At 60.3% G+C, this 882-nt stretch carries 1 protein-coding gene; it reads left to right on the forward strand.

Annotated elements, in window-relative coordinates; genetic code table 11:
• A partial coding sequence (locus A6F49_RS14545; RefSeq protein WP_043055280.1) for a Mu transposase domain-containing protein occupies positions 1-857 on the forward strand: 857 nt, incomplete at its 5' end.
• Positions 858-882: the final 25 nt, after the last annotated feature.

Here is an 882-nt window from a genome sequence, read left to right on the forward strand (position 1 = left end):
GCAAACGCGTCCAAAAACAGGTGATCGAAACGTCGTTGTTTTCGGCTTTCCGACTGCATTACCGGGCCCACTCGAGGTTTTGCAATCCCGATTCGGGTCATGAGAAAGGCAGCGTGGAAAACGCGGTGGGGTTCTTACGGCGCAATTTGCTGGTGCCCGAGCCGCAGGTGACCTCGTTAGATGCGCTCAATACCATGTTGCTGGCTCGGTGTGACGAACTGGCCACCGAGGACCATTACCGCCAGCAAGTGCCCATCAGTGACCTGTTCGCCCAGGATCTCCAAGCCTGCTTGCCATTACCGGGCATTGGGTTTGATCCGGTGCGCTATGAACCCCGAAAAGCTGACCGACGCGGCTATATTCAAGTTGAAGCCAACACCTATGCCGCCGGACCCAGCTTCCACGGCCGATCCCTGACCGTGGGGATCCGCGCCGATACGATCGAAATCTTGGATGAAGACTCGCATCCGGTGGTCACGTTTCAGCGCGTGTTCGGCCGCCACGAGGGCACCATTTTTGAACCCGCAGCCCTATTGCCGTTATTGATGGCCAAACCCGGATCCTGGAGCCACTCACCGGTGCGCCGCATGGTGGATGACCCCATCCGTGATTGGCTCGATACCGCCCCAGCCACCGACCGGCGCCGGCTGTTTGCCAGCTTGCACGAGGCAGCCCAAGCCACAGATTTTGCCACCGCCACCACCGCAGCAACCCGGCTGATCACCACCGGCGACGACCCCGGCCACGCCGCACTGGGGATGCTCGCTCGTCGGATGGCCCAAGGCAGCGAACCGGTCGCCTCAGTGATCGATCTAGGCATCTATGACCAACTCACCCAACGGGAGGTCACCGCATGACCACCACGATTACCGTTGACGAGAT

The sequence above is a fragment of the Enteractinococcus helveticum genome (assembly GCF_001657475.1).
Lineage (GTDB): Bacteria > Actinomycetota > Actinomycetes > Actinomycetales > Micrococcaceae > Yaniella > Yaniella helvetica.